Below are 22,542 nucleotides of genomic sequence, written 5' to 3'. Positions count from 1 at the left end.
TACAGGACAATCATGTCACCGAAGCCCACCTTGCGCCTGATACTGGGCGACCAGCTCAATGCGCAGCACCGCTGGTTCACCGAAGTCGATGACGCCACCATCTATGTGCTGATGGAGGTGCGCCAGGAAACGGATTACGTGCTGCATCACGCGCAGAAAATCCTCGCCGTCTTCGCCGCCATGCGCGACTTTGCGCGCCAGTTGCGCCAGCTGGGCCACACCGTGCACTACATCGCCATCGGCGACGCGGCAAGCACGCGTTCGATACCGGAGAATATCGAAGCGCTGCTGGTCCAGTATGACGCCGGCGCCGTCGAGTATCAGGCGCCCGACGAATGGCGCCTCGACCAGCAGCTGTACCAGGCCGGGCGGCGCTCGCGCATCGCCTGGCTGATGGTCGACAGCGAACATTTCTATACGGCCCGCCACGAGGCGGCCGATATGTTCGCCGGGCGCAAGCAATGGCTGATGGAGTTTTTCTACCGCCAGATGCGCGGCACGTATCAGGTGTTGATGGAGGACGCGAAAAAACCCGTCGGCGGCCAGTGGAATTTCGATCACGATAACCGCAAGCCCTGGCGCGGCACGCCCGCCGAGCCGCAAGACCCGCGCACCGTGCATGACCATACGCGTTTATGGGAAAGCATCGTCGCCGCCGGCGTGAAAAGCTTCGGCGCGCCCCGTGCCGACCGGCTGGCGTGGGCGCTGAACCGCGCTGAGGCGCTGCAGCAGCTCGATGCCTTCATCGAGCGGGCTTTGCCGCATTTTGGCGATTTCCAGGATGCCATGAGCAGCAAGGCATGGCGCTTGTTCCATTCCTTGCTGTCGTTCGCGCTGAACGTGAAAATGCTCAACCCGCGCGAAGTCGTCGAGAGGGCGCAGGCCGCCTATCACGCCGGCCATGCTCCCCTGGCCGCGGTCGAGGGCTTCATCCGCCAGATACTGGGCTGGCGCGAATATGTGCGCGGCGTCTACTGGGCGCAGATGCCCGGCTATGCCGAGAAGAATTTTTTTGGCCACACGCGCCCGCTGCCGGCGTGGTTCTGGGATGGCAAGACGAAGATGCATTGCCTGTCGCAGGCGATCACGCAGTCGCTGGAGCAGGCGCATGCGCATCATATCCAGCGACTGATGGTGATCGGCAATTTCGCCCTGCTGGCCGGCCTCGATCCCGCCGAGGTCCACGGCTGGTACCTGGGCATCTACATCGATGCCTTCGAATGGGTGGAGTTGCCCAATACCGTCGGCATGAGCCAGTTCGCCGATGGCGGCCTGCTGGCCACCAAGCCCTATGTCTCCAGCGCCGCGTATATCGACCGCATGGGCGATTATTGCAAGGGATGTTATTACGACAAGAAGACGCGTATCGGCGAGCGCGCCTGTCCCTTCAATGCCCTGTACTGGGATTTTTTCCACCGCAACGCGGACACGCTGGCGCGCAATCCCCGCATCGGCATGGCATATCGCCAGCTTGAGAAAATGGACGAGGAGGCAATCGCCGCTTTCCGGCAGCAGGCGGCCACCATGCTGGCCAGGCTCGACGCGCTGTAAGGCAGGGCAACGGGGCAGGCGATGCGCCTGAACGCGATGGCGCCGCCGGTCCGCCTGCCGCACGAACCCGTGCCGGCAATGGCTGCATGGCCAGCGCCAGGCTATCCCCCTTGCCCAGCGGATACGCCGGATGGCGCATGGACGCGCCGTTTTCCACGGGCGGCCTGCCGATGTGGGCACGCCGTATCAGCGCCAGGTGCCGCATGTTCAGCACGATGGGCGGCGCATGGGATGGCGCAGGCGCGAGATCACTGTGCCGTCAAGTCCTGGCGCTGGAACTCGATGCGGTTTTTCTGATAGTCCCATGTGTCATGGGGGCCGAAGACGCGCCGGTTTTCCTTGCTGTTGGCATTCGAGACTTCCCGTTTCATGCGCCGCACCAGCGTCGCATCGGTGAGCGGCGCGGTCGTTGCGCTGAAGACGTCATGGCGCACGCTGGCCTTGGCATCGGCGCCGCGCGAAATGATGGTCAGCTTGCGCGACGCCGGATCGAAATACAGGCGCATGGCGAAGGTATTCATGTCCTGCAGGTACAGGCCGTCATCGCGCTGCTGGGCATAGAAATAATCGCCGCAGACGGCCTTCGGTTCGCGTTTCCATTCGCACGACAGGACGATCAGCAGGTGCCTGTCGTCGAGCGGCCGGATGGAAATGCGTCCCTTGGAATAGCCCCAGCTGCTGGCCGGCACGGTGGCCGACGAGGCGAGGTTGTAGTCGCCCAGCAGCGCGGACATGGGCGCTTGCGCCGCGGCGCCCGTGCAGACAGTAAAGGCGGCGGCCGCAGCGGCGGCGCGGAGCATGGAAAATGGTGTCATGATGGCCGTCAAAAAAAAAGTTGCCATATTATAAGTGGCAACTTTCTTTGGGCATCGCGCGATTGAACACGCCCGTGGCCTTTACTTCAGCTTGCTCAATTCCGCCACGTCGATCTTGACGGCCTTGCCTTCGGTGGCGGCCACCAGCGCGAGGAAGTGAGGCGTCGCGTAGTGCGCCGTCAGGGCCGCGTGGTCGGTCCATTCTTCCAGCATGATGAAGCGCGTGGGAATCTTGTTGTCGACATGCAGTTCGTAGCGCAGGCAGGCGCTTTCCGCGCGGCTGGGCGCCACGACGGCTTCCAGCGCGGCGCGCACGGCGTCGATATGTTGAGGTTGGGCATCGATGGTGGCGACGACGATCAGGGTCATGGTGGTCCTTGTGGAGTAAGAGGGCGGATGCAGCTTAGCGCAGTTTGCCCTTTCTTGTGCGCCATGCCCAGTCTGGCTGCGCCGAAACAGTTTCCGGCGCAGCCAGAGAATCCAGCCGAACCTATGCCGCCTGCAGCGCCCCGATCTGTTCAAACGCGGCGCTCAGGGCTTGCGCCCTGGCTTCATCGCTGACCTTGACGCCTTCGGCGCGCACGATCTCGAGCTGCGTGATGCCAAGGAAGCCGAGGAAGCTGCGCAGATGGCTTTCCTGGTGTTCCAGCGCGGCCATCGGCGTGTCGGCGCCGTAGTAGCCGCCGCGCGTCGAAGCGATGATCACGCGCTTGGCGCCCAGCTATGCGCTGACGGACCTGGGGCGTTCGCTATTGATTCCCATCAGCGCGCTGGGCGCCTGGGCGTATGGCCACCGCGACGCCATCAATGCGGCGCGCCAGGCGTTCGATGCCAGGGCCGCGCACCTGTTGCCTGCCGACGATTAAGCGAGGTCGATGACGGCCAGCATGTCGCAGCCATCGGCATCCAGGCCTTTTTCCACGAAACCCATGCTGGCATAGAACTGCTGCGCGTTTGCATTGCCGGGCTTGTAGCAGATTTCGATGCTGCGCGCATCGGGCCGGGCGCGGATGTCCGCCAGCGCCAGGGCGAGGGCGGCGCGGCCATGGCCTTGCCCCTGGCGCCGGTGGTCGATCATGAAGCGCCAGATCTGGTAGTGGCCGGGCGGGTCGTCGGCGTCGGGCGAGACGAACATCAGGAAGCCGATCACCTCCTCATCGCCATACACGGCGCGCGTATGCAGGATGGCGGGATGGAAACTCGCTTGCGCGATGGAATAGTCGTTGCTGGCCAGATACTCGCGTTGCTGCGGCAGCAGGGGCAAGTCGCTGATGAGGTCGAAATTATCGACGGTGACGGGGCGCAGGCTGATGAGCATAGGGGAAGGCAATGAGAGGCGAAGCCTGGCAGTATGCGGAAAAATTACCCAATTGGCAACACTGTCGCGTCCCCCGCCCCGAACAGCTGCGCCATCGTCTGGCGCAGCCAGCGGTTCGACGCATCCTGGTGGTAGCGCTCGTGCCAGTGCTGCTTGACTGAAAAGCTGGGCAGCTGCACCGGCAGGGGCAGGATCTGGAACGCTTCGTGGCCCTGCATTTGCAGCGCGTAGCGGTACGGTACCGTGACGATGTACTCGGTTTCGGCGACGATGCGCGACACGCCCAGGAAGCTGGGCAGTTTCAATACGATGCGCCGCTGCACGCCGGCCGCCGCCAATACCTTCTCGACGATGGAATGCCCGGTGCCCGAGCTCTTCACTTCGATATGTCCCTCCGCCAGGAACGCCTCCACCGTGATGCTGTCGCGGATGCGCGGGTGGCTGCTGGCCACCAGGCAGACAAAGTGCTGGTCGAACAGTTTCTGCTGATAAAACCCCGATTCTAGGTGCGGCATGAAGCCCACGGCCAGGTCCACTTCACCGCCTTCCAGCCGCGCCGGCGTGTCGGTGGCGATCTTCGACACGTCCAGGGTGATGCGGGGACCGGTCTGCTGCAGGTGGTTGAGCAGGGTGGGCAGCAGCACGATCTCGCTGATGTCCGTCATGCAGATGGCAAATTCGCGCGTGCTGGCGGCCGGGTCGAACACGGGCTGGTCGGCCAGCGCATGCTGCCAGGCGGCGATCGCGGCGCGCACGTCCTGCACGGCGTTTTGCGCGCGCGGCGTGGGCTCCATGCCTTTCGAGGTGCGCGCGAACAGGCGGTCGCCGAAATGCGTGCGCAGCTTGCCCAGGCCGATGCTCACCGTCGATTGCGGCAAGCCCAGGTTTTCCGCCGCACGCGTGACATTGCGGCTTTTATAGATCTCGTCAAAGATGAACAGCAGTTCGATATCGAAGCGCGACATAGGGAGCATTCCACCATTATTTAAAAAACTGATGACAGTTATTGTATTCCATCACTTTACCAAATATTGAGCCGTCCGGCACACTGTTCGCCATACCAAGAGCACCGCCAAGGTGCCTTGCACAAGCACACAGATCAATTGGAGGAAAGAAATGGAAACCACCCACAAGCCGTCCGTGCTGATCGTCGGCGGCGGTATCGGCGGCATGGCCGCCGCCCTGTCCCTGTCGCGTCTCGGCATGGCTGTCACCGTGCTGGAACAGGCGTCGACCCTGGGCGAGATCGGCGCCGGCATCCAGCTGGCGCCCAACGCCTTCGCCGCGCTCGATGCCCTGGGCGTGGGCGAACGCACGCGCGCCAAGGCCGTGTTCACGGAGCGCCTGGTGATGATGGACGCCGTCGATGCCGCCGAAGTGGGCACCTTCGTCGTCGACGCCGCCTTCCGCGAGCGCTTCGCCAACCCCTACGCCGTGATCCACCGCGCCGACATCCACGGCGCCATCCTCGATGCCGTGCGCAACTCGCCCCTGATCACGTTTGTCACGTCGTCGCACGTGACCGGCGTGGAAGAAGATGCGGACGGCGTCACCGTCACGGACGCGGCGGGGCGCAGCTTCCGCGCCGATGTGCTGATCGGCTGCGACGGCGTCAAGTCCGTCATCCGCGAGCGCATCGTCGGCGACACGGTGCGCGTCTCCGGCCACGTGGTGTACCGCGCCGTGGTGCCGGCCGCCGACATGCCGGCCGACCTGCGCTGGAACGCGCCCGTCGTCTGGGCCGGGCCGAACTGCCACCTGGTGCACTACCCGCTGCGCAACGGCGAGCAATACAACCTGGTGGTGACTTTCCACAGCCGCGAGAAAGAGGAATGGAGCGTCACGGACGGCAGCAAGGAGGAAGTGCTGTCCTACTTCGACGGCGTGCACGCGCAGCCGCGCCAGCTGCTGCACAAGCCGACGACTTGGCGCCGCTGGAGCACGGCCGACCGCGACCCCGTCGCCAACTGGAGCACCAAGCGCATGACCCTGCTGGGCGACTCGGCCCACCCGATGCTGCAATACCTGGCGCAGGGCGCCTGCATGGCGCTGGAAGACGCCGTGACCCTGGGCGAAGCCGTCAAGGCCTGCGACTTCGACATGGCCGCCGCCTTCCAGCTGTACCAGCGCTCGCGCATCGCCCGCACGGCGCGCGTGGTGCTGTCGGCGCGCGAAATGGGCCGGCTGTACCACGCCAAAGGCGTCGAACGCCTGGTGCGCAACGATTTATGGCGCGGCCGCACGCCCGCGCAATTCTATGAGGCGCTGGCCTGGCTGTATGGCTGGACGGCGCAAACCTGCCTGGCCGCCAACGAGAAGGAGGCAGCATGACTACCCATCAGACGCCCGAACGCGAAGCCCTGTACCAGGCCCTGAACGCCATGCATCTGTCGCCGCTGTGGCAGTCGCTGCACACGCTGGTGCCGCCGCACCCGACGGCGCCGTATGCGGCCGCCCTGTGGCGCTATGCCGATATCGCGCCGCAGCTGGCGCGCGCCGGCGAAGTGATCACGGCCCACGAAGCCGTGCGCCGCGTCCTCGTGCTGGAAAACCCGGCCTTGCCGGGCCGCGCGTCGATCACGCAATCGCTGTACGCGGGCCTGCAGCTGATCCTGCCCGGCGAAGTGGCGCCATCGCACCGCCACAGCCAGTCCGCGCTGCGCTTCGTCGTGAGCGGGCAGGGCGCCTACACCACCGTGGCGGGCGAGCGCACCACCATGCACCCGGGCGACTTCATCATCACGCCGTCGTGGACCTGGCATGACCATGGCAATGTGGGCGTCGATGGCGTGAGCGAGCCGGTGGTCTGGCTCGATGGTCTCGACATTCCCATGCTGCGCTACTTCGACTCCGGCTTCGCGGAAAACGACACGCAGGACAGCCAGACGGTCAGCCGGCCGGAAGGCCAGAGCTTCGCCCGCTACGGCTACAACATGGCGCCCGTGAAGCAACTGCACCAGGGCGCCACCTCGCCCATCTTCAACTACCCGTATGCCCGCTCGCGCGAGGCGCTGGACCTGCTGTCGCGCACGGACGCCCTCGACGACTGGCACGGCTACAAGCTCCAATACGTCAATCCGCTGACGGGCGGCTCGCCCATGCCCACCATGGCCACCTTCATGCAGCTGCTGCCCAAAGGTTTCAAGGGCAAGCGCGCGCGCAGCACCGACGGCACCGTCTACAGCGTCGTCGAGGGCCGCGGCACGGTGACGATCGGCGGCCAGGTATTCGACTTCGCCCCGCGCGACACGTTTGTCGTGCCGTCGTGGGCCCTTGTCTCCTTCGACTGCCCGCACGACGACGTCGTGCTGTTCAGTTTTTCCGACCGCCCCGTGCAGCAAGCGATGGCCGTGCTGCGCGAGCAGTTTTTAGATTAACTGCCGGGGTCAGACCCGACGGGTCTGACCCCAGATTTCAATTTCCCTCAATGGACCACTGAAAACCATGACCAACTTCATCTTCGCCCCCCAAGCCATCGCCGGCCTGCCCATCGTCGGCACCGACAGGCAGTTCCCCGTGCGCCGCATCTACTGCGTGGGCCGCAACTATGCCGCCCATGCGCGCGAAATGGGTTTTGACCCGGACCGCGAACCGCCATTCTTCTTTTGCAAGCCGAATGACGACAAATCCGTCGTCCCCGTCTTCCCCGGCGTGACGGCGACGGTGCCGTATCCGGCGCAGACCTCGAACTACCACCACGAGATCGAGCTGGTGGTGGCCATCGGCAAGGGCGGCAGCAACATCGCGCTGGAAGACGCGGCATCGCACATCTTCGGCTACGGCGTGGGACTGGACATGACGCGGCGCGACCTGCAGATGCGCATGCGCGAACAGGGACGTCCGTGGGAAATCGGCAAGGCCTTCGACTATTCCGCGCCCATCGGCGCGCTCACGCCGATCGCCGACAGCGGTGAAATCACCACGGGCGCCATCGTGCTGGAAGTCGATGGAAAAATCGTGCAGACGAGCGACCTGACGCATTTGATCTGGTCCGTCAATGAAGTCATCGCCAACCTGTCGACCCTGTTCGAGCTGCAGCCGGGCGACATCATCATGACGGGCACGCCCGAAGGCGTGGGCGCCGTCACCAGCGGCCAGACCATGGATGCGCGCATCGCCGGCCTGACGCCAATCACCGTCGCCGTCAAGTAAACAACACGGGACCAGCGCGGCGCAGACCGCGCAGTCCACGCGAACCATAACAACGGAGACAAGACCATGACTACCCGCGCCGGCACCGACGTGCAGCACTTCCTCGACACGCAGCCGTTTTCCCGCTACCAGAAGCTGATCCTCTGGCTGTGCTTCCTGATCGTCGCCATCGATGGCTTCGACACGGCCTCGATCGGCTTCATCGCGCCCGCCATCCGCGCCGAATGGAGCTTGACGCCGGCCGCGCTGGCGCCCCTGTTCGGCGCCGGCCTGTTCGGCCTGATGGCCGGATCGTTCCTGTTCGGCCCCCTGGCGGACCGCTATGGCCGCCGCCCCGTGCTGATTTTCTCCGTGGCGTTCTTCGGCGCGGCCAGCCTGCTGTCGGCCTGGTCGACGGATTTGACGATGCTGCTGGTGCTGCGCTTCTTGACGGGCCTGGGCCTGGGCGGCGCCATGCCCACGTCCGTCACCATGACCTCCGAATACTGCCCGCAGCAGCGCCGTTCCGGCCTCGTGACCCTGATGTTCTGCGGCTTTACCATCGGTTCCGCGCTGGGCGGCCTGGCGTCGGCGCAGCTGCTGCACCTGATCGGCTGGCGCGGCGTGCTGATGCTGGGAGGCGCCTTGCCGCTGCTGCTGGTGCCCGTGCTGCTGCTGGCGCTGCCCGAATCGCTGCGCTGGCTCGTGCTCAAGGGCCGCGACGGCAGCCAACAGATCATGCGCCGCATCGCGCCGACCCTGGCCAGCCTGCCGCATCTGGTGGTCAGCGACAAAAAGCTGGCCGGCTCCCCCATGGCCGAACTGTTCCGCCCCGGCGTGATCGGAGGCACCCTGCTGCTGTGGTCCACGTTTTTCATGAGCCTGCTCATTATCTATCTGCTGTCGAGCTGGATGCCGACACTGCTGAGCGGCAATGGCCTGTCGCTGTCGAACGCCTCGCTGGTGACGATGATGTTCCAGGTGGGCGGCACGGTGGGCGCCATCCTGCTGGGCCGCTGGATGGACCGCCATAGCCCCCACAAGGTGCTGAGCATCGCCTATCTGGCCGCCGCCGGCTGCATCGTCGTCGTCGCCCTGTCGGGCAGCAGCCTGGCCCTGCTGGTGCTGGCTGTGTTTGGCGTGGGCTTTGGCGTCAGCGGCTCGCAGGTGGGCGCCAATGCGCTGGCCGCCGCGTTTTACCCCACGTCGAGCCGCGCCACGGGCGTCAGCTGGGCGGCCGCCGTGGGCCGCAGCGGCTCCGTGCTCGGTTCCATGGCCGGCGGCCTGATGCTGACCCTGAAACTCGATAACGAAACCATCTTCTTCCTGCTGGCCATTCCCGCCGTGCTGGCATCCCTGGCCTTGCTGGCCATGGGACGCCTGATGCGCGCCCGGACTGCGGCCGGCGCCGTTCCCGCCACCCTGAAAGAAAGCACCGTATGAAATTGCATGGCTATTACCGCAGCTCCGCGTCCTACCGCGTGCGCATCGCGCTGAACCTGAAGCAGCTGCACCCCGACACGGCCTATGTGCACCTGAGCCGCAACGGCGGCGAGCAGTTCACGCCCGCGTTTTCCAGCCTGAATCCGCAGCAGCTGCTGCCCGTGCTGGAGGATGGCGGCGCCGTGCTGACGCAGTCCCTGGCCATCATCGAGTACCTGGACGAGACGCAGGCGGGGCACAAACTGCTGCCCGCCGACGCCCTGGGGCGCGCCAGGGTGCGCCAGCTGGCCATGATCTGCGCCTGCGACATCCACCCCTTGAACAACCTGCGCGTCCTCAATTACCTGACGGGCCCCCTGGCCCTGTCGCAGGAACAGAAGAACGCCTGGTACCGGCACTGGACGCACCTGGGCCTGGCCGCGCTGGAAGCGGAACTGGCGCATGGCCCGCACACGGGCTTGTTCTGCCATGGCGACACGCCGACCCTGGCCGACTGCTGCCTGGTGCCGCAGGTGTATAACGCGCTGCGCTTCCAGTGCGACCTGGCGCCATATCCGGTGATACGCCGCATCGTGGCGCAGTGCGAAGCGCTGCCGGCATTCCAGGATGCGCATCCTGAGCGTCAAGCAGACGCCGAATAAAAAGACAAAACCAAAAACGGAGACACGCATGAAAAAACTCAACGCCATCACCGTGGCGCTGCTGGGCGCGTGCGCCTGCGGCACGTGCATCAGCGCCTGCGCGCAAAGCGGCGTCACGCTGTATGGAGTGCTCGACAGTTCCGTGGCCTACACGAGCAATGTCAATGCGGCCGGCGACAGCCAGGTGAAAATGCCGACATTGACGGGTTCATTGCCGTCGCGCTTCGGCTTCAAGGGCGTGGAAGACCTGGGCGGCGGCTTGCAGGCGATCTTTGCGCTGGAATCGGGCTTCGGCGTCGACACGGGCATCGCGGGGCAGGGCGGGAGACTGTTCGGCCGCCAGGCCTGGGTGGGCCTGAAAGGGCGCTATGGCAGCGTGATGCTGGGGCGGCAAATGAACATGTCGTTCTGGGCCACGCAAAAGTCCGACATCATGGGGCCGGCCCTGTTTTCCATCAGCAGCCTTGACCTGTACCTGCCGAATGCGCGCAGCGACAACGCCATCGGCTACCTGGGCACGTTTTCCGATGTCACCTTGGGCGCCACCTACAGCCTGGGACGCGACGGTTCGGCGGCAGGCGGACCGGCCGCCACGGGCTGCGCGGGCGAAGTGGCGGGCAATGCCAAGGCTTGCCGCCAGATCACCGCCTTGCTCGGCTACGACACGGGCCGCTACGGCGCCACGGCCTCGTACGACATCCTGCATGGCAACGCGGGCGCGGCCAACGGCCTCACGTCGAGCCGCCATTTCGACCGCCGCGTGATCGCCAGCGCCTACGCCATGGCGGGCCAGCTGAAAATCGGCGGCGGCGTCATCGATCGCACGATCCGCGCCGCCACGGGGCCGGTCGACTCGCAGCTGCTGTACTTCGGCGCCGCGTATCCGCTGGCCCCCGCGCTGGTGCTCGATGGGCAGCTCGCCAAGCTGGCCGTCAAGGCCAGTGCGAACGATTCCACCCTCGCCACCGTGCGCCTGACGTATCATTTATCCAAACGCACGGCCGTCTACGGCGCCATCGGCCGCATGGACAACAGCGGAGCGGCGGCCGTGGCGCTGGACGCGGGCGGCAGCGTGGGCGCGGGCCGCACGCAACATGGCGCGATGGCCGGGATGCGCCACTTCTTTTGACGCGGCGCGTCTAATTGCTCTGCATGTCGTGCCGGTAGCGCGCCGGCGGCAGTTCGAACTGGGTCTTGAAGAAGCGGGTAAATGCGCTTTGCGAGGAAAAGCCGAGGCGCTCGCCGATTTCGGCCACGCTCATGCTCGTTTCGCGCAGCAGGCGGCGCGATTCGCGGCTCTTGGCACGCAGTTCCAGCGCGCGGAACGAGGTCTGCTCCTGCTGCAGCTGGCGCTGCAAGGTCCAGCGGTTCATCGCCAGGCCGTCGCACAGGGCCGGCAGCAGCGAGGCGCCGTCCGTGTCCGCGTGCCGGCCCAGCAAATCGATGATGGCTTGTTCCACGCGCGCCGAAAACAGCTGCGCGCCCCGCAGTTTCTGCAATTGCCCCTGCGCGTGGCGCAGCGCGTGCGGCGCCAGCATGGCGTTGAACTGGCCGAAGGGCTGGTCCAGGCCCGGCGCGTCGAACACCAGGGTATTGCGCGCCTGGCCAAATGCGGCGCCGGCGCCGAAGCACTCGGAAATGGCCGGCGCAAAGCGGGGCGCCTTGCCGCGAAAACTGGCGCGAAAGGCCGTTGTCGCGCCCGTATCGTAGGCGCGCGTCACCAGCGACAGCATGCGGAAATTGGCCAGCGCCTGCATGGCGCCGCCCACCGGGCAGAATTCGGACAGGTATTCGATCTCGATGCGCGTGCCGCTTTCACTCATCAGCATGAAATCGAACTCGCCGATCAATCCCCGCAAATGCAGCAGCTCGTGCAGCGCGCTGCGCAGGGTGGGGCGGTTGAAGCAGACGTGGGCGATGCCGGAAAAATGCGCGAACCAGTGCGTCACGTCGAGCTCGAGGATGCCGCGGTGCGGCGCCAGATGCTGGGCGTAGGCCGTCATGCGGCGGTGCCGCTCGGCGTTGATGCGGCCACCCGGCTGGTCCAGCTGCGCCGCGGTGATGCCCGTCTGGCGGAAAAAGTCGGCGGGGTCGTGGCCATCGGCCTGCCTGGCGCGCGCGAACTGCTGCGCGATGCGGTTTGAAACCGTGCGCGTGTCGGGTTTGTGCAAGGGTGTCTCCTGCTTATGCTGCTTGTTGTAGTAATTTTTCACAAATATTAGCACTTTGTAGGAAATTGTTGGTTGTCCTGCCACCTAACCAAAAATTGTTTTCGCGGGTACAAAACGCGTGCTGCGCAGTCAAGAAACTCACGCATTCTCACGCTATATTGATTCCGGGCCGGTCCTGATACCGCCCGGATACCTACAAAAACAGTCTTGGAGATAATGATGAATTGCACAATGAAACCGATGGCCCGCGTGGTCGCCGGCTGCGTCGCCGCGCTTGCCCTGGCCGCCTGCGGCAACGATACCGTCAGCGAGGAATACACGCAGCCCGTGTTCGGCGCCACCACGTTCAATCTGCTGAAGGTCGACGGCTACACCTTCAAGGACATGAACCGCAACGGCAAGATCGATCCGTACGAGGATTGGCGCCTGTCCGCCGAGGCGCGGGCCGACGACCTGCTGTCGCGCATGAGCCTCGATGAAAAGGCCGGCCTGATGATGCATGGCACGGCGCCCACCGTGGCCGACCCCTCCGGCATCGGCCTCGGCGGCGCATACGACCTGGCGGCCCTGCAAGAGCTGGTCGTCAAACAGTACGTGAATACCTTCATCACGCGCATGGCGGGTGACACGGCCAACATGGCGGCCCAGTACAACAAGCTGCAGGCCCTGAGCGAAACGTCGCGCCATGGCATCCCTGTGTCCATCAGCACGGACCCGCGCCACCATTTCCAGTACACGGTGGGCGCCAGCGCGGCTACCTCCGGCTTCTCGCAGTGGCCGGAAACCCTGGGGCTGGCGGCCATCGGCGACGATGCGCTGGTGCGCCGTTTCGGCGACATCGCGCGCCAGGAATACCTGGCTGTCGGCATCACGCAAGCGCTGTCGCCGCAGGCGGACCTGGCCACCGAGCCGCGCTGGTCGCGCATCAACGGCACCTTTGGCGAAGACGCCGACCTGGCCAGGCGCATGGTGCAGCACTATATCGAAGGTTTCCAGGACGGGAACACGGGCCTGCATGACGGCAGCGTCGTGGCCGTCGTCAAGCACTGGGTCGGCTACGGCGCGACGAAGGAGGGCTTCGACGGCCACAATTACTATGGCCGCTACATGACCTATCCGGGCAATAATTTTGCGTACCACGTGAAGCCGTTCGAAGGCGCGTTCACGGCCAAGGCGGCTTCCGTCATGCCGACCTATGCCCTGCCGGACGGCAATATCACGATCGACGGCATCACGCTGGAGCAGGTGGCGGCCGGCTTCAGCAAGACCATGCTGACGGATCTGCTGCGCGGCAAATATGGTTTCGAGGGCGTGATCCTGTCCGACTGGGGCATCACCTCCGATTGCGACGCCAACTGCCGCAACGGCACGGCGCCGGGCGTCGCGCCATCGTTCATCGGCTTTGGCACGCCGTGGGGCATGGAAGACGCCACCAAGGCCGAGCGCTACGTCAAGGCCGTCACGGCGGGGATGGACCAGTTTGGCGGCGTGACGGAAGCGCCGTACCTGACGCAAGCCGTGCAGCGCGGCCAGCTGACGGAAGCGCGCATCAATGCGTCGGCGCGGCGCATCCTGGTGCAGAAATTCAAGCAGGGCCTGTTCGAGCATCCGTTTGTCGATACGGCCAAGGCGGCGGCCACGGTGGGCAAGGCGGACTTCGTCGAGGCGGGCCTGGATGCGCAGCGCCGCTCGCTGGTGCTGCTGGAAAACAAGGACAAGGTCTTGCCGCTGGCGGCCAGCGTCAAGAAAGTCTACCTGTACGGCATCGACGCCGCCGTGGCGAAGCAGTATGGCTACACGGTGGTGGCCACGCCGCAGGAAGCCGACGTGGCCTTGCTGCGCGTGTCCGCGCCGTATGAAACCCTGCACCCGAACTACATCTTCGGCAGCATGCAGCACGAGGGCCGCCTCGATTACGTGGACGGCAACGCCGACTACGAGGCGATCAAGAACGCGGCGAAATACGCGCCGAAGACGGTGGTCACCGTGTACCTGGACCGTCCGGCCATCCTCGGCAACGTGCAGGACAAGGCCAGCGCCATCCTCGCCAACTTCGGCGTGAGCGACGGCGCGCTGTTCGATGTCCTGACGGGCAAGGCCAAGCCGCAAGGCAGGCTGCCGTTCGAGCTGCCGTCGTCGATGGCCGAAGTGCAGGTGCAGAAGTCGGACGTGCCGTATGACACGGCCCATCCGCTGTACAAGTTCGGCTACGGCCTGGCTTACTAACAACGCCTAACAAAACCGTGGCGAGCGGAAGGGAGGCTCGGCGCCCCCGTTGGTTCGAGAAGCGCAACTGTACGAAGGTGGGGGGGCGCCGAGCCAGTGAGCATCGGAGGCCGTAAATCACGACGCGCAGCAGGTTTTGACAGGTGTTCAGCGCAGGGTAATCCAGCTGCGCTCTTGCACGGAGCGCAGCGCGGCGTCGATCACCTTGTCCACTTCGTAGCCGTCGCGGAAGGTGGGCCAGACCGGTTCGCCGCTGGCGATGGCGTGCAGGAAATCGCGCGCCTCGATGACGATCTGCTCGTTATAGCCCGTGCCATGCCCCGCGCCCTGGGAAAATGCCAGGTAGTCGGGGTGGGCAGGGCCCATCAGCAGGCGCTGGAAGCCCTGGCGCTGGGCGGGACGGCCGGCGTCGTACAGCCACAGCGCATTCTGGTCTTCCTGGTCGAAGGCAATCGCGCCTTTCGTCCCCGTGATGCGGTAGGTGTAGCCCATCTTGCGCCCGGCCGCCACGCGGCTGAAGGTCAGCGCGCCCAGCGCGCCGCTGGCAAAGCGCAGCATCAGGTTCCCCTGGTCGTCATTTTCCACCGCTTCCATGTCCTGCGGGCCCTGGCGCCGCGCGTGCACGGTGTTCATGTCCGCCACCAGCGCCTCGACGGGACCGCCCAGGCGCAGCGCCAGGTTGATCACATGGGAACCCACGTCGGCCAGCGCGCCCGCTTCGGTCGCCGTCGCCGCGCGCGTGCGCCACGAGGCAGGCGCGCGCGGGTCGTGCAGATAGTCTTCCACGTGTTCCGCGGCGACGTGGATGATTTCGCCTATCTCGCCCGATGCGATGATCTGCCTGGCCAGCTGGCTGGCCGGCGTGCGGATGTAGTTATAGCCGACCATATTGGCCACGCCCGCGCTTTCCGCCGCCTGCGCCAGCTGCAGCGATTCGGCGGCGGAAAAGCCCAGCGGCTTTTCGCAGAACACGGGTTTGCCCAGGGCCAGCGCGGCCAGCACGATCTCCTTGTGCGTGGCGGGCGGGGTGGCGACGAGGATGGCGTCTATGGCGGGATCATGGACCAGCGCGCGCCAGTCGCCCGTGGAGCGCCGCCAGCCCAGTTCCCGCGCGCTGCGCGCCGCGCCTGCGTCGCTGCTGGTGGCGATGCAGTCGCACACGGGGTTCAGGGCCGAGGGAAAAATGCTGCGCACGGCCTTGTAGGCGATGGTGTGGGCCTTGCCCATGTAGCCGGCGCCGATCAGGCCGATGTGGATGTCTTGCATATGCGGATACTCCGATGGTGATGTGGTGGGGCTCAGGCTTGCTGGCGCCAAGCGTGGCTGTCCAGCGCATCGCTCAGGCGCGCGGCGGGCCAGTCCTGCGCCAGCGCCTGCAGCATGAGTTGCTGCTGCGTGGGCGGCGCCATGCCGGCTATGGGCTGGTCGCGATCGAGGTTGCAGGGAAAGGCATAGCCTTCGGCGCAGGCGGCCACCGCGTGCGCGATGCCGTCGGCGGACAGGGTGCCTTGCTTGCGCAAGGCTTGCAGGGCGGGGTACAGGGCGGCGCTCATGGCGCGCCGGTCCAGCGCTTCCATGGCACGGCCGAATGGCGACGACACCTGCAGCAGCGTGGCCATGCGGTGGATATCGGGCGAGCGGTTATGCCCGGCCGCGTGGAACAGGGCGGGGTTGAAGAACACGGCGTCGCCTTTGGCGAGGGGCAGCTGCACGCAGTGCCGGGCGAAATAGTCGCGGAACGGCCGCTGCTGCCAGGCCAGGAAGCCAGCGCGATACCGCTGCGAATACGGCAGGTACAGGGTCGGGCCGGATGCCAGCGGCATGTCGCAGTGGGCGACGGCGCCTTGCAAGGTGAGCAGGGCGGACATCTGGTGCACGGGAGCGGGATAGGCTTCGCAACTGGCCGCGCTCTGGAAGCCCAGGTGATAGTCGCGGTGCGGCGCCTGGGCGGCGCCACCGGGATTGACGACATTGACCTGCGCCGTCATCTGGTAGGCGGGACCCAGCCAGGCCTGGCAGATCCAGGCGAAGACGGGATTGGCGTAATAACGGGCGAACGCTTCCGGCGCGCGCAGGCACAGCTTTTGCTGGGCGTTCCAGATGCGGTCATTCGCGCCCGGCTTGGCGAAATGGTCGCCGCCCGCCTGGCCGCTGGCATGCTGTTCGGCGATTAGCGCGTGAAACACGCGATTCACCTGTTCCAGGCACACCATGTCGGCGACGGCGCGTTTCAGCACGACGACGCCCGGGCCGTCCAGCAGGGCCTGGCCCCATTCGGCCTGCAGCGCGCGCAGCGCTACCGGGTCGCTGGCCAGGGCGCGCACCTGGTCGCAATCGTAGACGAGGATATTTTCCTCCACTGCGGCGGCGTGGGGATAGGCGGCCAGCGCCGTGCGGCGCTCGACGGTGCGGATGAACTCATCGAGGTGGCAGTCTTGCTGCGACAGCCAGAAGGGGGCGGGCGGCGCGGCGGCGTCGGTGGTGTGCATGCGGTGTCTCCGTTGTTTAAACTGTAGAATCAGTATAGGGATGGAAAGCAGCATTTTTCATCAAGAAATCCATCAAAAAACCATCAATTCGAATTGGACACCGCATGACCCATCCTTTCCCCGTCAAGGTGGTGGCGCTGCAGGCCGGCGTCAGCGTGGCCACCGTCGACCGCGTGATCAAGCAGCGCGGCGGCGTGCATGCCGGCACCGTGCGCCGCGTGATGCAGGCGCTGGACGAACTGGCGCGGCAAAGCACGCAGGTGGGACTGTCCGGCAGAAAATTCATGCTCGACGTGCTGATGGTGGCGCCGCGCCGCTTCACGGATGCCGTGCGCGCCGCGCTGGAAGCGGAACTGCCGTCGCTGCAGCCGGCCGTGCTGCGGTCGCGCTTTCACCTGCACGAAACCCTGGCGGCGGAGGGCATCGTCGGCCTGCTCGATCGCTTCCGCAAGAACGGCAGCCACGGTGTGCTGCTGAAAGCACCGGACTTGCCGGCGGTGGCGGAAGCGGTGAACCGGCTGGCGGCGGCCGGCATTCCCGTCGTGACCCTGGTGACGGATTTACCCGCTTCCGCGCGCCGCAGCTACGTGGGCATGGATAACCGCGCGGCGGGCGAGACGGCCGCCTACCTGCTCGGCCAGTGGCTGGGCGGCCGTAAAAAACAGCAGGTGCTGGTGACTCTGAGCAGCAACCGTTTTCATGGCGAGGAAGAGCGCGAGATCGGCTTTCGCCGCGCGCTGCGCGAGCGGCACCGGCATGTGAGCATCGTCGAAGCGAGCGAAGGGCAGGGCATCGATGGCGCCACAGGGGCGCTGGTGCGCCAGGCGCTGGCCGCGCATCCGGGCATCGCCGCCGTGTACTCGATCGGCGGCGGCAATGCCGCCATCGTGCAGGCATTCGCGCAGGCGGGGCGGCGCTGCCAGGTCTTCATCGGCCATGACCTCGATGCGGATAACCTGGCGCTGCTTGAGGCGGGCGCCATCCACGCGGTGCTGCACCATGACCTGGGCCAGGACATGCGCCGCGCGTGCCAGGAGATATTGCGGGCGCAGGGCGCGCTGCCGGCCCTGGCGCAAGCGCCGCCACTGTCCGCCATCCAGGTCGTCACGCCCTGGAATCTGCCGCCCCTGAATGGTCTGAATTGACAGGCATGCGGCGCTGGCCGATACTCGTCGCTTCGCTCATCGCTCACCTCAGGAAGGAATCCCCCGATGTCCGTCATCCCGAAATTGCACCAGACCGTACTGGCCGCCTTGCTCTCCACCGCGTTTGCCATGCCTGCCATGGCCGCTGCCCCCGCAACCCCGGCCGCCGCCAGCGCGTCGTCCGCCTGGGTCGACGCCAGCAACCGCAATGCGGCCATCGTGCTGGCGGCGCAGGCGCGGTTCTCGCCTGAAAACGCGTCGGACACGGGCTTGATCGAATATGACGGCCTGGCCGCCGACCTGGGACCGAAGATCACGGAGCGCTACGTGGCCGCCATGCAGCAGGCGCGCGCGCAGCTGCAGCAAAGGCTGGCGGCGGAAAAGGATGAGCGCATCCGCCAGGACCTGCAGATCCTGACGAACGCCGTCGACCAGGAAATCGCCGGCGCCCAGCTCGAAGCCAAGCACAGCTTGCCGTGGGTCGACGTGCCGCAAATGGTCTTTGGCAGCATGCAAAGCCTGCTGCAGGAGCAGCGCCCGGCGGCGCGCCGCGCCAAGGCGCTGGAAAGGCTGCAGCGCTACGTGGGCCAGTATCCGGGCAGCACGCCGATCACGCAGCAGGCGAAGGCGCGCTTCACGGAGAAAATCGGCCAGAAGGGTCTGGCAGGGCCCGTGCGCCTGCAGGTGGAGCAGTCGCTGGAAAACGTGCCGACCTATGTCGCCGGCATCCGCAAGCTGTTCGCCGACATGAAAATTGCGGGGGCGGACAGCGCGCTGGCGGCCATGGAGCAGCAGCTGAACGATTATGCGGCATGGGAAAAGCAGGTCGTGCTGCCGCTGTCGCGCACGGATTTCCGCATGGCGCCCGAGCTGTATGCATTCCGCCTGAAGCAGGTGGGCATCGACATTGAGCCGCGCGCGCTGGTGGAACGGGCCGAGGTGGCCTACCTGGAAACGCGCGCCGCCATGCAGGCGCTGGCGCCCGTGGTGGCGGCCAAGCTGGCGCTGAAGGGCGTCGATGGCAGTGACTACCGCCAGGTGCTGCGCGCGCTGAAAAGCGATTCCATCCCCGACGCGCAGCTCGAAGCGCACTACAAGGGCGTCAATACGCAGCTGGAAGAACGCATCCGCGCGCAGCGCGTGGTCGACGTGCCGCAACGCGCCATGACCATGCGCCTGGCGTCAAGCGCCGAATCGGCGGCCCAGCCGGCGCCGCATATGCGTCCGCCTCCGCTGATCGGCAACACGGGGGAACACGGCCAGTTCGTCCTCCCCGTCAGCAATCCGACCAGCAGCGGCAAGGGCGAAGCGTATGACGACTTCAATTTCGCCGGCGCCGCCTGGACCCTGAGCGCGCACGAGGGCCGTCCCGGCCACGAGCTGCAGTTCAGCGCCATGGTGGAACGGGGCGTGTCGCAGGCGCGCAGCCTGTATGCGTTCAACAGCGTCAACGTGGAAGGCTGGGCCCTGTACGCGGAAGCGGAGATGATCCCCTACGAGCCGGCCGAAGGCCAGTTCATCGCGCTGCAGTTCCGCATGCTGCGCGCGGCGCGCGCCATGCTCGACCCGATGCTGAACCTGGGGCAGGTCACGCGCGAGGAAGCGGGGCGCATCCTGACGGACGAAGTGATGCTGTCGAAACCGATGGCGCGCCAGGAACTGGACCGCTACACCTTCAACATGCCGGGCCAGGCGGGCAGCTACTTCTATGGCTACACGCGCATCCTGCAGTTGCGCGCGGAAACGGAGCTGGCGCTGGGCGACAAATTCGACCGCCTGGCCTTCAATAACTTCCTGCTGGGCCAGGGCTTGCTGCCGCCGGACCTGCTGGCCAAGGCCGTGCGCGAGCATTTCATCCCCGAGCAGAAAAAAGCCAGGGGCTGACGCGCTGACCGCACGCGGCGCGCCGCGTGCGGTCAGCGCGCCGTAGACAGGACGAGGGCAGGCGGCGTGCGGGCAGCGGGCGTATTGCTCCGCCGTATTGCCGCGCATTTCCGCCTGCCATTCCCCCCGGGCGAGTCGTATAATGACACCCATTCGCTGGCCACCCCGGGAGTTCCGCTTGCAGTTACCGATCCGTTATCCGAACATGCCGCAACTGCTGCTGAAGGCGCGCGAAAGCCTGCTGCAGCACTTTCGCCCCATCCTCAATCACTTCGGGGTGACGGAGCAGCAGTGGCGCATCATGCGCGCGCTCAATGAAAGCCCGACCTTGGAGCCGCGCGAGCTGTGCGACATCTGCCAGATCTCCAGTCCCAGCATGAGCGGCATCCTGGCGCGCATGGAAGAAATCGGCCTGATCGGGCGCAGCAAGTTCGAAGGCGACCAGCGCCGCCGCAAGGTGCACCTGTCGGAGGCGGGCGCCAGCCTGTTGCTGCAGATGGGCAAGCTGATCGACTTGCAGTATGCCAGCCTGGAGGCGGCCTACGGCAAGCAGGTGTTCGACGACATGCGCCGCGCGCTTGACGCTTTTATCGCCCTGGAAACCTTGCCCGTGGCGCCCGCCATCCTGCGCTGAGCGCCCCGCCGCCGCGCCCCGTTTTTCTCCCTTCCCGGATCTGCCCGGCGCGTGGTTTTCGACACGCGCCGCCGCTGCTTTTTCCATGCTGTTTTTGATAATTTCCACGCCCTGCGGGGCTTGCGCCCGTGCGTTCGCATCTTTTGCTATAAGACAAAGGAATGTTTTGCTATAAGACTATGCCTTACAGTCAATCACTTATATGTGAGTAAATCAGCGTATAATTTGCCTCACTTGATCCAAATCAAGAAGAAAAGCGGACCTTCCCGTCGTCAGGCGGGATGGCAATGCGGCGCCTCAGCCCGTATTTCCGCATCAGGCGGAAACACTCGGCCGGCGTACAATAAAACAGGAAAGTCAGGAAAAATGAAAAATACTCGCATGCGCACCATCGCGCTGGCCCTCTCCACGCTCGTCGGCGCAAACGTTTGCGCGCAGGGCAATGTCAGCATGTATGGCGTGGTCGACGCGGCCATGGCGTACACCAGCAACCAGGGTGGCAACTCGAATACCTACATGCGCAGCGGCAGCTTGTCCGCCAGCAAAATCGGCTTCCAGGGCGTGGAAGACCTGGGCGGCGATATGAAGGCGCTGTTCTTGCTGGAAAGCGGTTTTGAAAGCGACACGGGCGCGCAAAGTTCCGCCGGTTCGCTGTTCAACCGCCAGGCCTATGTGGGCTTGCAATCGCATGCCTACGGCACCGTGACGGCTGGCCGCCAGTACACGCCGTACTACCTGCTGGTCGGTTCCCTGGCGTCGAGCAATATCCTGACGGGCGCCACCGGTGCCCATCCTGGCGATATCGACGGCCTCGATACGACCGTGCGCATCAATAACTCCGTGAGCTACAGCATGCCCGCATGGCGCGGCCTGCAGGCCAGCGCGCAGTATGGCTTCGGCGAGGCATCCGACGGCAACGCCGTGGGCAGCAGCTTTAGCGCCGCCGTCAAGTACAGCACCGCGCCGGCCGAATTCGCGCTCGGCTACCTGAAACTGAAAAATGGCGAGAACGGCACGGGCTGGAGCAGCAACGCCTCGGGCAGCTTCGGCATCTCCGCCCTCAACGAGGGCTATGCCACGGCCGACAGCATCGAGTTCATCGCCGCCAGCGCGCGCTACACCATGGGCAAGTGGATGGTGGGCGCGAACGCCAGCAACGTGCAGTACCAGGCCGGCACCCGCTCCGCCTTCCGCGACACGGCCATCTTCAACACGGCCGGCCTGATTGCCAGCTACCAGCTGACGCCGCAGTGGTTCCTGGCCGCCGGCTACAGCGATACCTTCGCCAGCCGCGCCAACGGCATCAGCGACCGCGCGCGCTACCGCCAGCTGTCGTTCGAGCAGAACTATGCGCTGTCGAAGCGCACCGCGATCTACCTGATCGAAGCGCGCCAGGTGGCGCGCGGCCAGACCCTGGGCCAGAACGGCGCCATCGTCGATGCCGTCGCCTCGGTCGGCGATTCGCAAAACGGCACGCCATCGTCGAACGGCGGCCAGACGGTGGTCATGGTCGGTCTCAAGCATTCTTTCTGAACGGTTGCTGAACTCACGGGAGCTTCAATTGGACGCTACACATCACAAGGAGGGCCGCGGCCCTCTGAATCCCGGCCGCCGCATGGTGCTGGCCGGCCTGCTGTCGGCTTCGGCCGCGGCGCTGATTCCCTGGGCGCTGGCCGAACCGGTCGCCAACGCGGAGCAGGGCGCCTTCCTGGGCGTGTCGGCCATGCTGGTCGGGCGCCAGGTGCTCGACCCGGCGCTGGCCCGGCGCCTGTACGACGCGCTGGTGGCGCAGGACGCCGCCTTCCCCGCCAACGTGCGCGCGCTGCTGGCCCTGATCAACGCGCAGGGCTTGCAGGCGGCCGGCCTGCAGCAGGCGCTCGATGCGCTCGATCCGGCGCAGTCGCCGCTGGCGGCCTTGCCGCGCCAGATCGCCAGTGCCTGGTACCTGGGCATCGTCGGCACGGGCGAGGCGGCCGTCTGCGTCGCCTATGAGCAGGCGCTGAACGCGGCCGTCGTGGCCGACGTGCTCAAGCCCCCCACGTATTCCTACGGCGCCTACGGCAGCTGGGCCAGAAAACCAATTTAAGGAGCCAT

Annotated in this window: 22 protein-coding genes; 14 read left to right on the top strand and 8 right to left on the bottom strand. The window is 65.8% G+C overall.

All coding sequences use genetic code 11. The annotated features are described in order from the left end of the window. Nucleotides 1–12 precede the first annotated feature (12 nt). Nucleotides 13–1,551, top strand: coding sequence for a cryptochrome/photolyase family protein (locus tag BM193_RS11935; protein WP_092797929.1), 1,539 nt, complete (start codon nt 13–15; stop codon nt 1,549–1,551). A gap of 248 nt (nt 1,552–1,799) precedes the next feature. On the opposite strand, the gene BM193_RS11930 is transcribed toward BM193_RS11935, so the two are convergent. The 3 genes from BM193_RS11930 to BM193_RS11920 form a co-directional block, all read right to left on the bottom strand. Next, on the bottom strand, nt 1,800–2,366 hold the full coding sequence (locus BM193_RS11930; RefSeq protein WP_092798077.1) for a hypothetical protein: 567 nt from the start codon (nt 2,364–2,366) through the stop codon (nt 1,800–1,802). Nucleotides 2,367–2,447: 81 nt separating this feature from the next. Further along, nucleotides 2,448–2,735: a putative quinol monooxygenase gene (locus tag BM193_RS11925; protein ID WP_092797928.1), complete on the bottom strand. Its 288-nt coding sequence runs from the start codon at nt 2,733–2,735 to the stop codon at nt 2,448–2,450. Between the two features lie 121 nt (nt 2,736–2,856). Next, complete coding sequence (locus tag BM193_RS11920) at nt 2,857–3,072, bottom strand: NAD(P)H-dependent oxidoreductase (protein WP_175533252.1); 216 nt, start codon at nt 3,070–3,072, stop codon at nt 2,857–2,859. Between BM193_RS11920 and BM193_RS28755 the strand changes: the two genes are divergently transcribed. Then, nucleotides 3,065–3,232 carry a hypothetical protein gene (locus BM193_RS28755; RefSeq protein ID WP_175533251.1) on the top strand — a complete coding sequence of 56 codons (168 nt, stop codon included), beginning with the start codon at nt 3,065–3,067 and terminating at the stop codon, nt 3,230–3,232. The two genes, BM193_RS11920 and BM193_RS28755, sit on opposite strands and share 8 nt — an antisense overlap. On the opposite strand, the gene BM193_RS11915 is transcribed toward BM193_RS28755, so the two are convergent. Both BM193_RS11915 and BM193_RS11910 read right to left on the bottom strand, forming a co-directional pair. Further along, the gene (locus BM193_RS11915; RefSeq protein ID WP_092797926.1) at nt 3,229–3,684 is read right to left on the bottom strand and encodes a GNAT family N-acetyltransferase; all 456 of its coding nucleotides are present in this window, start codon (nt 3,682–3,684) and stop codon (nt 3,229–3,231) included. The genes BM193_RS28755 and BM193_RS11915 overlap by 4 nt on opposite strands. Nucleotides 3,685–3,728: 44 nt before the next feature. Next, nucleotides 3,729–4,649: a LysR family transcriptional regulator gene (locus BM193_RS11910; protein WP_092797925.1), complete on the bottom strand. Its 921-nt coding sequence runs from the start codon at nt 4,647–4,649 to the stop codon at nt 3,729–3,731. Between the two features lie 151 nt (nt 4,650–4,800). Between BM193_RS11910 and BM193_RS11905 the strand changes: the two genes are divergently transcribed. From BM193_RS11905 to BM193_RS11880, 6 genes are all read left to right on the top strand, one after another. Beyond that, nucleotides 4,801–6,015: a 3-hydroxybenzoate 6-monooxygenase gene (locus BM193_RS11905; protein ID WP_092797924.1), complete on the top strand. Its 1,215-nt coding sequence runs from the start codon at nt 4,801–4,803 to the stop codon at nt 6,013–6,015. Then, entirely contained in the window at nt 6,012–7,061 is a 1,050-nt protein-coding gene (gene gtdA, locus BM193_RS11900) for a gentisate 1,2-dioxygenase (RefSeq protein ID WP_092797923.1), read from the top strand. The genes BM193_RS11905 and gtdA overlap by 4 nt, the downstream gene beginning before the upstream one ends. Nucleotides 7,062–7,128: 67 nt before the next feature. After that, a complete protein-coding gene (locus BM193_RS11895; RefSeq protein ID WP_092797922.1) occupies nt 7,129–7,836 on the top strand; it encodes a fumarylacetoacetate hydrolase family protein in 708 nt (235 codons plus the stop codon). Between the two features lie 66 nt (nt 7,837–7,902). After that, the gene (locus tag BM193_RS11890; protein ID WP_092797921.1) at nt 7,903–9,258 is read left to right on the top strand and encodes an MFS transporter; all 1,356 of its coding nucleotides are present in this window, start codon (nt 7,903–7,905) and stop codon (nt 9,256–9,258) included. Beyond that, nucleotides 9,255–9,899 (top strand): maleylacetoacetate isomerase, encoded by a 645-nt coding sequence (gene maiA / locus BM193_RS11885; RefSeq protein ID WP_092797920.1) that lies wholly within the window; start codon nt 9,255–9,257, stop codon nt 9,897–9,899. Before BM193_RS11890 ends, maiA begins: the two co-directional genes overlap by 4 nt. 28 nt (nt 9,900–9,927) lie before the next feature. Continuing rightward, on the top strand, nt 9,928–11,028 hold the full coding sequence (locus BM193_RS11880; protein ID WP_092798076.1) for a porin: 1,101 nt from the start codon (nt 9,928–9,930) through the stop codon (nt 11,026–11,028). A gap of 10 nt (nt 11,029–11,038) precedes the next feature. On the opposite strand, the gene BM193_RS11875 is transcribed toward BM193_RS11880, so the two are convergent. Further along, the gene (locus BM193_RS11875) at nt 11,039–12,070 is read right to left on the bottom strand and encodes a helix-turn-helix transcriptional regulator (protein ID WP_175533250.1); all 1,032 of its coding nucleotides are present in this window, start codon (nt 12,068–12,070) and stop codon (nt 11,039–11,041) included. A gap of 231 nt (nt 12,071–12,301) precedes the next feature. Between BM193_RS11875 and BM193_RS11870 the strand changes: the two genes are divergently transcribed. Next, complete coding sequence (locus BM193_RS11870; RefSeq protein WP_092797918.1) at nt 12,302–14,296, top strand: glycoside hydrolase family 3 protein; 1,995 nt, start codon at nt 12,302–12,304, stop codon at nt 14,294–14,296. Between the two features lie 147 nt (nt 14,297–14,443). Here BM193_RS11870 and BM193_RS11865 read toward each other — a convergent pair whose 3' ends face one another. Together BM193_RS11865 and BM193_RS11860 are read right to left on the bottom strand one after the other, a co-directional pair. Next, a complete protein-coding gene (locus tag BM193_RS11865) occupies nt 14,444–15,562 on the bottom strand; it encodes a Gfo/Idh/MocA family protein (RefSeq protein ID WP_092797917.1) in 1,119 nt (372 codons plus the stop codon). 32 nt (nt 15,563–15,594) lie between these two features. Then, nucleotides 15,595–16,785 (bottom strand): phytanoyl-CoA dioxygenase family protein, encoded by a 1,191-nt coding sequence (locus tag BM193_RS11860; RefSeq protein ID WP_092797916.1) that lies wholly within the window; start codon nt 16,783–16,785, stop codon nt 15,595–15,597. A gap of 104 nt (nt 16,786–16,889) precedes the next feature. Between BM193_RS11860 and BM193_RS11855 the strand changes: the two genes are divergently transcribed. The 5 genes from BM193_RS11855 to BM193_RS11835 all read left to right on the top strand — a co-directional run bounded on the left by BM193_RS11855 (nt 16,890) and on the right by BM193_RS11835 (nt 22,534). Next, the gene (locus BM193_RS11855; RefSeq protein ID WP_092797915.1) at nt 16,890–17,930 is read left to right on the top strand and encodes a LacI family DNA-binding transcriptional regulator; all 1,041 of its coding nucleotides are present in this window, start codon (nt 16,890–16,892) and stop codon (nt 17,928–17,930) included. A gap of 66 nt (nt 17,931–17,996) precedes the next feature. Continuing rightward, nucleotides 17,997–19,814: a DUF885 domain-containing protein gene (locus tag BM193_RS11850; RefSeq protein ID WP_217649395.1), complete on the top strand. Its 1,818-nt coding sequence runs from the start codon at nt 17,997–17,999 to the stop codon at nt 19,812–19,814. Nucleotides 19,815–19,992: 178 nt separating this feature from the next. Further along, on the top strand, nt 19,993–20,448 hold the full coding sequence (gene hpaR / locus BM193_RS11845) for a homoprotocatechuate degradation operon regulator HpaR (RefSeq protein WP_254786083.1): 456 nt from the start codon (nt 19,993–19,995) through the stop codon (nt 20,446–20,448). A gap of 366 nt (nt 20,449–20,814) precedes the next feature. Then, entirely contained in the window at nt 20,815–21,981 is a 1,167-nt protein-coding gene (locus BM193_RS11840; protein WP_254786082.1) for a porin, read from the top strand. A gap of 28 nt (nt 21,982–22,009) precedes the next feature. Further along, nucleotides 22,010–22,534: a sorbitol dehydrogenase family protein gene (locus BM193_RS11835; protein WP_254786080.1), complete on the top strand. Its 525-nt coding sequence runs from the start codon at nt 22,010–22,012 to the stop codon at nt 22,532–22,534. Nucleotides 22,535–22,542: the final 8 nt, after the last annotated feature.

The sequence above is a fragment of the Janthinobacterium sp. 344 genome, from assembly GCF_900112025.1.
In the GTDB taxonomy this organism is placed as follows: Bacteria; Pseudomonadota; Gammaproteobacteria; order Burkholderiales; family Burkholderiaceae_D; genus Janthinobacterium.
The sequence above is the reverse complement of the archived record's forward strand: the minus strand, read 5'-3'. Positions and strand labels throughout refer to the sequence as shown.

Coding starts and splice junctions, on each gene's coding strand:
- BM193_RS11935 (WP_092797929.1), top strand. CDS start 13: ATGTCACCGAAGCCCACCTTGCGCCTGATACTGGGCGACCAGCTCAAT.
- BM193_RS11930 (WP_092798077.1), bottom strand. CDS start 2,366: ATGACACCATTTTCCATGCTCCGCGCCGCCGCTGCGGCCGCCGCCTTT.
- BM193_RS11925 (WP_092797928.1), bottom strand. CDS start 2,735: ATGACCCTGATCGTCGTCGCCACCATCGATGCCCAACCTCAACATATC.
- BM193_RS28755 (WP_175533251.1), top strand. CDS start 3,065: ATGATCACGCGCTTGGCGCCCAGCTATGCGCTGACGGACCTGGGGCGT.
- BM193_RS11915 (WP_092797926.1), bottom strand. CDS start 3,684: ATGCTCATCAGCCTGCGCCCCGTCACCGTCGATAATTTCGACCTCATC.
- BM193_RS11910 (WP_092797925.1), bottom strand. CDS start 4,649: ATGTCGCGCTTCGATATCGAACTGCTGTTCATCTTTGACGAGATCTAT.
- BM193_RS11905 (WP_092797924.1), top strand. CDS start 4,801: ATGGAAACCACCCACAAGCCGTCCGTGCTGATCGTCGGCGGCGGTATC.
- gtdA (WP_092797923.1), top strand. CDS start 6,012: ATGACTACCCATCAGACGCCCGAACGCGAAGCCCTGTACCAGGCCCTG.
- BM193_RS11895 (WP_092797922.1), top strand. CDS start 7,129: ATGACCAACTTCATCTTCGCCCCCCAAGCCATCGCCGGCCTGCCCATC.
- BM193_RS11890 (WP_092797921.1), top strand. CDS start 7,903: ATGACTACCCGCGCCGGCACCGACGTGCAGCACTTCCTCGACACGCAG.
- maiA (WP_092797920.1), top strand. CDS start 9,255: ATGAAATTGCATGGCTATTACCGCAGCTCCGCGTCCTACCGCGTGCGC.
- BM193_RS11880 (WP_092798076.1), top strand. CDS start 9,928: ATGAAAAAACTCAACGCCATCACCGTGGCGCTGCTGGGCGCGTGCGCC.
- BM193_RS11870 (WP_092797918.1), top strand. CDS start 12,302: ATGAAACCGATGGCCCGCGTGGTCGCCGGCTGCGTCGCCGCGCTTGCC.
- BM193_RS11865 (WP_092797917.1), bottom strand. CDS start 15,562: ATGCAAGACATCCACATCGGCCTGATCGGCGCCGGCTACATGGGCAAG.
- BM193_RS11860 (WP_092797916.1), bottom strand. CDS start 16,785: ATGCACACCACCGACGCCGCCGCGCCGCCCGCCCCCTTCTGGCTGTCG.
- BM193_RS11855 (WP_092797915.1), top strand. CDS start 16,890: ATGACCCATCCTTTCCCCGTCAAGGTGGTGGCGCTGCAGGCCGGCGTC.
- BM193_RS11850 (WP_217649395.1), top strand. CDS start 17,997: ATGTCCGTCATCCCGAAATTGCACCAGACCGTACTGGCCGCCTTGCTC.
- BM193_RS11840 (WP_254786082.1), top strand. CDS start 20,815: ATGAAAAATACTCGCATGCGCACCATCGCGCTGGCCCTCTCCACGCTC.